A 9,076-nucleotide genomic window follows, 5' to 3' on the forward strand; every position below is an offset into this window, starting at 1 on the left:
TTCCAAATTCCGTTGCATCTGGGTCAAAACACCAAACACCATTTACATAACCTGGCTGTCGTAAATGTCCTGATGAGTCCGAAAACATTATCGGGTTATTCCCACAATACGTATACAAATTCAAACTCAGCGGGTCAGCATCCTTACCCCAATAACTATCCTCTGAAATAAAACGTCCTATTTCCGGGTCATAATACCGCGCCCTCAAATAGATAGTCCCGGTTTCCTTATCGAAATATTCTCCACAGTACCTGAACAGGTTCGTATCCTCAGGGTCTATGTTCTTCTCTACACCAAATGCATCATACTCATACACTTTTATGCTGCTTCCGGTTGTACTGGTAAGCTGCACTGTATCTCCATGACCATTATACAGGAAATATCTTCTATTTGCACCTTCCCCGGAGTATATGAGATTTATTCCCCTTACGTACTTGTTGGTTACGTTTCCTGTGCCGTCGGTTTCCAGCACCATCTGGTCACCATCCCATATGTGGTTTGTGGTGACGCCGTTTACTGTCTTTGAGGCCCTCAGCCCATCCCAATTATAGGTATAGCTGTAGGTATTGTTTCCTTCGGTTACTTTTACCAATTGATTCAAACCATCATATTCATTTATTGTAATGTTATTCTCAGTATTTACTGCATTGTTGCTGTTGCTTTCACTTGTGCCCGGGGTCTGGGCTTCAAGGCTCAGTGCCTGCTCTGTGGTTGTATCCAGGGTTGTCATCGGGATTATTTCCAGTGAAGCTTTTTCCGTGGAGCTTGTTCCCGACAAGGCTGTTTCTGTAGAAGCTGTTCCTGCCGCCGTTATCTCCTCTGCTGCTCCGGTTGTTGATATATCAACTTCTGCCGTTTGCCCCTGTGTAGCCGGTGAAATTGTTTCGCTGTACTTGCAGATTGTATTTCCATTGTTGTCATAGCTGTAATGGGGGGTCGCTGAGGACTGTCCCGCATTCTTTGTCTCTTCCGTAAGCCTGTTGTTGTCGTCATAGGTATAGGCTATACGCTGTAACTTCAACGCCTGATGGACGGCTTTATGGTTTCATATATCTTCTCTGGACTTGTTTCTTTCACATGCTCCGGCGAAGGGTAGTTCTCCCAAAAACATAGAGCGCTCTTGGCATCAATCAGGGCAAAGAACTTCCTGTAGGACGGGTAGCTGTGGGCTATCTGGCTGTGCAGCTGGTTCTTGTTCATGACATTACTCTTCACTATCAAGTCCCGCCTTTTTACCAACTGCCGTATCGTCCAGAAGATATCCTCCTACCTGGCATCCTGCAAGGTATCCGTCATGTCCCAGAGTACCCTGGCAACGCAGTAGGCATCGTAGGAATCATCCTTGAAGACAATAGGGTTTGATAGCCTTATGGCACTGGTATAAGCCGGATTGACATGCTTTACCGCAAACCTCCTACCAACCAGATAGGCCGCAAGGTTTCTGCCAAAGCCTCTGGTATCCTCCAGGCCAAATACAAATTCCTTTGTACCGCATATCCTTCTCACATCCTCAACGAATGCAGGAAATTTGGAAGGCCTGTTTTCAAAGCTGACCTCTCCGAGTTTATTCATCCAACAGTCAATAACCACTGCGCAATGCGTGTCTTTATGCATGTCGATTCCAATAAAGCAGGTATTTCTTTTCTGATAAATCCTTATCCTCTCCTTTTCGTCTGTCTCCACCACTCACACCGGCAACCTCAATTTAAGAGCGTTAGTCTAAGAACTTTCGTTCTTTGACCTCGCAAGGGAACGCCAACCTATCCATTCATAGTGTGACAAATTACGTGATTTCAGGCATCACGGGCCTTGGTTCATTCTTACGTTGTGTGTGATGTTAACTTTGGTACGGAAGGATTGCAAGTAGATTCTAGGGAGTTTTGATAGAAAAAAACAGAGAAGAAAAAATATTATACCTTCTCTGCTTGGTATGCTGTTTTATGATATGCCTTATGAGAGTAAAGGGAATTTTCCCCCTTAAACCCCCGTCTGCCCCCATTTTAGCATGGACAAAAATACTGGTCAAGATATGGTTCACCATGAACCATGGGGGGGGGCGCTATATCTCATGAACTGAGTAAAAATCGGGCTGGAGAAATTAATCCGTACAGCATGTTTTCAATCATCAAATCCCTGTCGGCTCACATCAGCCCGCAATGCGGGCTGCGGCATTTGTCATAGGTGGTCGCAATAAATCATAGGGTGTCGGGAAAGGTGGTCGAGATAGGTCGCAACTGCCTATTTGCTGGCGTTTCAAAGGTGGTCTTTAAGGTGGCTGTTAAAGCCTCTTAAATATGCTGACAGCTATCTATTGCTTTTTGCAGCAATATGTTCTTTTCCACTTGCTCATTAGTTGCAAATAACAACACCTTTGATATAAGCTGTTTTTTATATATTACTACGGCAAATAAAAATGCAGTATAAAGTATTTTAAAAGTATGTTCTCTACCGGTTACACTTTCTTAATTTTATGTCTACTCTCATGATAAGAAGAAAGGCCACAGCAGCCGAAGCTGTGTGACCTGTAAATAACTCATTTTTCTTCGTGTAATGGGGACCTTACACAATCTAAGTATTCTTGTGAGATTGCCCCCACCTTTTTATAATTTTCACGAGCTTTATTTAAACTAATACCATTTGCACCACCTTCATAATCCGGTTTGACATATTGAATATTATCGTCCTCCCAATAGCATACTGGGCATATTTCAAAACTTCCCGGTTTATCATTTAGTGTATAGTATCCACAACAAGGGCAAGGATATTTCTTTTTAGAACTCATAATTCGTCTCCTTATTTAGATTTAAATAATTCTATTTGGTTTTTCCAATAATTTATTCCTTCTGCTGGTCGGAATAAGGTCTCTATAGTGCCGTCCGGTTTAGCTGTAGCAAACTCATTTGTGGCTTTATTATATCTAAATACCCAACCTTCTTTTGAAACAAATCCATCAATATCTCCTTTTACGGAGCTGTTTAAAAGATTCTTTGCTTTATTAAAGTATTGGTTTACTGTCATTGAACTATTGGCTCCCCACTCAGCCTTTTTAATTACATGTTTATCATAATGTTTTTGTAAATATCCCTCTGCAAAGTCTGTTGCTTTCCAAGTACTACTCGCCCCCTCAGGTGGAAGAATGTATATCTCAGATTAAGGGTTGAAAGTCCATATTCCTTTTTAAAAATTATATCACAATCTCATGCTGTGCTTTAACAATCATTACTGTTCTTCTGCAGCATCATCGTCAACCATAAGGGGACGATACTCCGTCTTGTTCTTCATCATGCCATAAACAATATTCACCAGCCGTCGCATAATACAGACCAACGCCTGTGATTTCGTCTTGCCATCGCTGATTTTACGCTGATAATAGGCGTAGAATATAGGCTGATTCGGCTTTCCTGTCCTCGGAACCGTAACCATGGAAACTGCCAGAAAGTAAAACAAGCCGTGCAGTTCGCGGTTGCCCTGCTTTGAACTTTGCTCCTTGCCTTTCCCGCCGGAACTGAACTTGATTGGTGCGATTCCCGCATAACGAGCCAGTTTATCGGCACTTGGAAAGCGGCGTATATCACCGATTTCGGCGATCAGCTTGCTTGCTGTGGCGGTGCTGACGCCTGGTATTGTGGTTAGTTTGTAGTCAAAATACCTCAGCATTTTTTCGATTTCAGAATCGATTAGGGCTATTTCTTCCTTCTGCTGCTCAAGACACCGCGCAAGGCTTTGGGTGATAAAATCCCTTGATTCCTGATACTCCCGTATCGTGTCACCGTCATTATGAACGCAATCCATTATGAATTGAGCTTTGCTTTTTGAAAAGTTGCTTGCAATGGCTTTCAGTTCTGCTGTCAATTCTTCTGCTGATTTGTTTTTCAGATGACCTGGTGACGGGTAGACTTTCCAAAAGTATAAAGCCGTCTTCCGGTCAATGTCACAGAAAAATTTATGATAGCTTGGGTAAGCAACTGAAACTTGCTCATGTAAACCATTTTTCAGCCGGATACCATCTTTGACGAGGGTATCCCGGCGGTTGACAAGCTGGGACAATGTCCAATGGCTGTCCTCCGGCTTTGCGTCCGGCAGGGTGTGAAGCTGGTTGATCAGCACTGTCGCCACACAGTAAGCGTCGTGCTCATCGTTTTTCTTCATCATGGGCGCACTTTTACGCTGATCATAAGCCAGGGAGGGATTCACGTCCTTCACTGTGTACCCTTTTTCAATGAGCCATACCGCAAGACTTCTGCCATAGCCGTAAGCGTTTTCCAAGCCGTAAATCGGAGACAGTCCCAGCTTCAAGGCCACTTTGTCTACCTTTTTTACCAGCTTAATAAACTCGCTGGGCTTGTTTTCAATCGTTATTACGTCCAGTTTCTCGTTCCAACAGTTCGCCAATACAGCGGTATGGGTGTCCTTATGCAAGTCCATACCGACATAGAGGTAATTTTCTCTTCTCTGCATATCATCCCTTCTCTTTTCCTGCATCCGCATAAAGCCCCGAGTACCGGCAACCTCAGATGATAGCGTTAGTCTTTTCAGACCCGCAAGGGCGCGACAGCCTATCTACCGCAAGACTCACAGTTTCAAACAGGTTATTTGCTTTGGTGTGTGATGTTAACTCTGTTTGATAATCATTGCAAGTCATTTCTAAGATTTGTTTCCAAGCTGTCACATTCAGAAAAAGAAAAAGGGCAGGTTTTTCGTCCCCCTTATACCCCCTCTGGCACAAATTTTACCACAGGCAGATTTTTTTGGAAAGAGGGGTTCATAGGGGTTCAGCCTGTATCGTCAAATTATTTTCACCTTTTTACTCTCTCTTTTTCATTTTCAATCGCATCCACTCCCAGTCTTACCCCTGTAACGCACGGTAATGCCCTGTGTCCCCTTCAAATAGAAAGGTGGAAGATGGATACCCTCTGCACTCAATTTAAGCTTGCCAAGCCGATTTGAGGACAGGTAAATATTCTATAATCCAGCGTAAATCCCGGTTGAAAAAAGAGCAGGATAAAGCGAGGTGGTCGCAAGCGGCCCCTCGCAGCCACAAACGCCGGCAGTGCCGGCGTTGTAGCGGTTCGATTTAGGGTGCTGTAAAACGGCCTTTGTGCTGTACAGGGTGCTGTGAATGACAAGGGACTCGCATTTTTAGCCGTTTTTATAGGTGCGGTGTGGGTTGCTGTGTTTGCATAATCTCAGCAAAATCCAGCACTTTACAAGGCTCCTGTAAAGGTGTCCTCCTCGCCTGTTAAACAACATACAGAAAACCAATACTGATTCCTACTGTTAAAAAGTCAATATTCCTTTTTCGCTCCATTCTTGCAGTGTCATTTTTGCTTCAAAACTTGGTGCTTCATTTGAACTCAGCTTAGAAATAAACTCCAACTTTGATACTGCATCCTCCTTAAATTTTCCTAATGCAAGACTATGAGCCGCTGCCCATAATTGAACAGTGTAATTCTCATCATTTAACAAATGTAATAAAATTTTCTCTCTTAACTCCTCGCTATCAAGCAATTGATTGTATATTTTGGTTAATTTAGCATAATTCTTATTTGCAGTCTTATAATCCCCTTCACGAGAAGCCTTCCAGTGTAAGACAGCATAATTCTTGTATTCTTCAATTATTTTATTAATGTCTTTCATCACTTAATCACCCCGAAATCCCTTAGTTTTTGCATACCGAATTCAAACTGTTTCTCATAGCTTTGCCCTGCCAACCAGTCTCTAACTGTTTTCCCTCCGGTAAATGCTTGCTTCGATGAATAGTATCCGCTTATCTGTGCATGTGTAGCTTTATCAACCGCAATAAGGTTATTTGTGTTCTGAATCTGCGTTGGGCTAAAGCCTGACTTGCTTATTTGTGACTGCTCTACAATATGATGCCATTGATTGCCCTGACCAGGTGAGCCTAAGGCTTTCTTCGCCGCATTAAACGTATTGAATCCCTGTCCAGCACTACCCGCACCCTTAGCAAAGTATTTACCAATATTACCTGCTATCATAGCACTTGCATCAAGTCCAGCTGTTATTTCTCCAATTTTATTCATATGAACTTCTTCATATATAGAATCTAGTTTATTCCTACTAAGTTTTGTAACATCAATTCCCTCATATTCATATAAATATAACAGTCGCAAATAAAATTCAGTTCCAAAAAATGTTGCACTTTGACTGTTCAGAACAGAAATCCTTTTATTTGGAATTGTATTACCCCAAGCACAATAGACACGTGCTACAGGATTTTTAATTTGACTATAGTCGCTAGCGTTAACTGGAGAATCCCCTGCTAGCCTTAATAAATACTCGTCACTCAAATGTCCACTAGGGTCAATATAGTTAATCGGGTTATTCCCACAATAAGTATACAAATTCAAACTCAGCGGGTCACTATCCTTACCCCAATAGCTATCCTCCGTGATGAACCTGCCTATGGTGGGGTCATAATACCGCGCCCTCAGATAAATAGTCCCGGTTTCCTTATCGAAGTACTCACCGCAGTACCTGAACAGGTTTGTATCACCAGGGTCTATGTTCTTCTCATTTCCAAAGGCATCATAATCATACACTTTTATGCTGCCTCCGGTGGTACTGGTAAGCTGTACTGTATCACCATGACCATTATACAGGAAATATCTTCTATTTGCACCTTCCCCGGAGTATATGAGATTTATTCCCCTTACGTACTTGTTGGTTACGTTTCCTGTGCCGTCGGTTTCCAGCACCATCTGGTCACCGTCCCATATATGGTTTGTGGTCACATCGTTTACTGTTTTTGAGGCTCTCAACCCATCCCAATTGTAGGTATAGCTGTATGTATTGTTTCCTTCCGTCACTTTTATCAGTTGGTTCAAAGCATTGTATTCATTTATTGTAATGCTATTCTCAGTATTTACTGCATTGTTGCTGTTGCTTTCACTTGTATCTGCCGTTTGGGCTTCAAGGCTCAGTGCCTGCTCTGTGGCTGTATCCAGGGTTGTCATCGGGATTATTTCCAGTGAAGCTTTTTCCGTGGAGGTTGTTCCCGACAAGGCTGTTTCTGTAGAAGCTGTAGAATCAGTTTCTATAGAAGCTGTTCCTACCGACGTTATCTCCTCTGCTGCTCCGATTGCCGATATATCAACTTCTGTGGTTTGCCCCTGTATAGCAAGCGAGGCTGTTCCCGGCATATATTCTGAGTTTGATGCTTCTCCTTCTGCTCTCGCTTTTGCTTCTGCTTTTAATTCTGCTTTTAATTCTGCCTTTACTTCTGCTGCTCCCATATTTCCCGCAGCTTCCACCGTTTTGCAGATTGTATTTCCGTTGTTGTCATAGCTGTAATGGGTGGTCGCTGAGGACTGTCCCGCATTCTTTGTCTCTTCCGTAAGCCTGTTATTGCTATCATAGGCATAGGCTGTAACCGACACTCCGTCTACCGTCATGGTTTTCCGGTTGTTGCTGTCGTCATAGGTATAGGCTATAGCCGGTTCTCCTGCGGGGGCTTCACCTGTCAATCTTCCCAGGCCGTCATATTGGTATTCTGTGATCTTTCCGGTATTATCGGTTTTTGATGCCTGGTTTCCGTCCAGGTAATAGGTATAGGCATAGCCGGATATTTCCGTCATCCCGTCCCTGTTTACAAGGGAGGTCAGTTTGTTGCTCAGATTGTAATCATAGGCGGTGGCATTGCCGTTTGTATAGGTCAAGGTCTTTCTGTTTCCGTTTTCATCATATGAATATACCGCTGCAAGCTCACTGTTTTCATAGACCTGCTCCAGCCTGTTCATTTTGTCATATATATAGCTTGTGTTTATGTTGGCTGCACCGTTTTTTGTCACCGTGAAGGTTTTTCTGTTGTTATTGGCATCATAGCCATACTCCTTGACCACATCTGCTGAAGTCTCGGTGCACAGGCGGCCCAGGTCGTCATACCGGTACAGGGTGGTTACGTTTCCGCTTGTCACGGCCTGCTTATTTCCTGTCAGTGTATACTGGTAGCTGGTTGCAACATCTCCGGTGTGGTCAGGGGTGGTCACAGTTACATTTTTGGGCCTGTTCAGCCCGTCATATACAGTGACCGTTATGTTTCCGTTCCTGTCGGTTTTGCCTACAGCGTTTCCGTTCAAATCATAGCTGTAGGTCTCACTCTGCCCCAGTGGGTCGGTCATTGCTTCCAGCCTGTTAAAACGGTCATAGCTGTATTTCGTCACAGAGTACTCCCCATCTGTGCCGGGGGTCACAGCGTCAAGCCCGACAATGGTCAAGGGTGAGGATAAGCCTGTATACATCCTGACCTTATTGCCCGCTGCATCATTAAAATATTGTGTATAGTTCTCAGGGCTGTCTCCCTCAAAGGTGGTGGTTTTAACCAATTGATTTTTTGAGTCATATGCAAAATCCGTCCTGCCGTATTGGGTCTCCTGTCCCGGCTTGTTATTTGTAACCCTTTCGCTTGTAACATTTCCGTTGGAATCATAATAGTGCTTTTTTATTGTATGATAAGCAGTACCTTCAGAATTCTCAAAGGGTATTTTTTCTACTATTACCCTTCCGTTATTGTCATAGGTATATTCGGTGGCATAGGGCAGAGACTGTGCATTTGCCCTGTTGTCCTTCTTCGCTGTCACCCTGCCGAGCGCATCATACACGGCTGTTGACCGCTGCCCAAGGATATCTGTGGTTTCAATCAGCCGTCCGGCATAGTCATAGGCATACTTCATGGTGTAAGGCTCTGTCCAGTTTTCTTCGTTTGCCCGTACGGATTTCTCCTGAATCTTATTTCCCAGGTAGTCATATTGATAGGTATTGAACAGTTCCCTTCCGTTGTGCAGCACACTGTCCCGGATTATTCTTCCGGCCCTGTCGGTATAGGTATTATAGGTCACTGTGGGGGAATTGCCGTCACCCGCCAGTATTCGTGTTGTTTTGCTGCAATCCGCTTTTCCGTCGTTATCCAGGTCATATGCATCGGCATATAAGTATTCCTCTTTTGCAAGGATTGCATCATTTTTATCTTTCGTTGTCCTGGCTTTTATCCTGCCGTCATGGTAGTACTGGTATTTTACGCTGTTTCCGCTGTCTGCCTGCTGGTTATTCCTCTGGGTGT

The 9,076-nt window shown here is 43.7% G+C and carries 6 protein-coding genes and 1 pseudogene; all 7 read right to left on the reverse strand.

The window, feature by feature from the left end:
- Positions 1-730: RHS repeat-associated core domain-containing protein (locus tag CLHUN_RS21110; protein WP_242656587.1), on the reverse strand; the 730-nt coding region annotated here is incomplete at its 3' end.
- 273 nt (positions 731-1,003) lie between these two features.
- Positions 1,004-1,686: pseudogene (locus CLHUN_RS22400) on the reverse strand (IS110 family transposase); the annotation flags it as partial.
- Between the two features lie 847 nt (positions 1,687-2,533).
- A complete protein-coding gene (locus tag CLHUN_RS21120; RefSeq protein ID WP_080066671.1) occupies positions 2,534-2,782 on the reverse strand; it encodes a CPCC family cysteine-rich protein in 249 nt (82 codons plus the stop codon).
- Between the two features lie 11 nt (positions 2,783-2,793).
- Positions 2,794-3,018 (reverse strand): hypothetical protein, encoded by a 225-nt coding sequence (locus CLHUN_RS21125; RefSeq protein WP_080066672.1) that lies wholly within the window; start codon positions 3,016-3,018, stop codon positions 2,794-2,796.
- A gap of 201 nt (positions 3,019-3,219) precedes the next feature.
- Entirely contained in the window at positions 3,220-4,458 is a 1,239-nt protein-coding gene (locus CLHUN_RS21130; RefSeq protein ID WP_080066674.1) for an IS110 family RNA-guided transposase, read from the reverse strand.
- A gap of 819 nt (positions 4,459-5,277) precedes the next feature.
- Positions 5,278-5,637 carry a DUF2019 domain-containing protein gene (locus CLHUN_RS21135; RefSeq protein WP_080066673.1) on the reverse strand — a complete coding sequence of 120 codons (360 nt, stop codon included), beginning with the start codon at positions 5,635-5,637 and terminating at the stop codon, positions 5,278-5,280.
- A partial coding sequence (locus CLHUN_RS21140) for an RHS repeat-associated core domain-containing protein (protein ID WP_278247572.1) occupies positions 5,637-9,076 on the reverse strand: 3,440 nt, incomplete at its 5' end. The genes CLHUN_RS21140 and CLHUN_RS21135, both read right to left, overlap by 1 nt.

The organism is Ruminiclostridium hungatei (assembly GCF_002051585.1).
Taxonomy (GTDB): domain Bacteria; phylum Bacillota; class Clostridia; order Acetivibrionales; family DSM-1351; genus Ruminiclostridium; species Ruminiclostridium hungatei.

Excerpts from the sequence above, each read along its gene's own strand:
- CLHUN_RS21125 (WP_080066672.1), bottom strand. The coding sequence starts at position 3,018 with ATGACAGTAAACCAATACTTTAATAAAGCAAAGAATCTTTTAAACAGC.
- CLHUN_RS21135 (WP_080066673.1), bottom strand. The coding sequence starts at position 5,637 with ATGAAAGACATTAATAAAATAATTGAAGAATACAAGAATTATGCTGTC.
- CLHUN_RS21130 (WP_080066674.1), bottom strand. The coding sequence starts at position 4,458 with ATGCAGAGAAGAGAAAATTACCTCTATGTCGGTATGGACTTGCATAAG.
- CLHUN_RS21120 (WP_080066671.1), bottom strand. The coding sequence starts at position 2,782 with ATGAGTTCTAAAAAGAAATATCCTTGCCCTTGTTGTGGATACTATACA.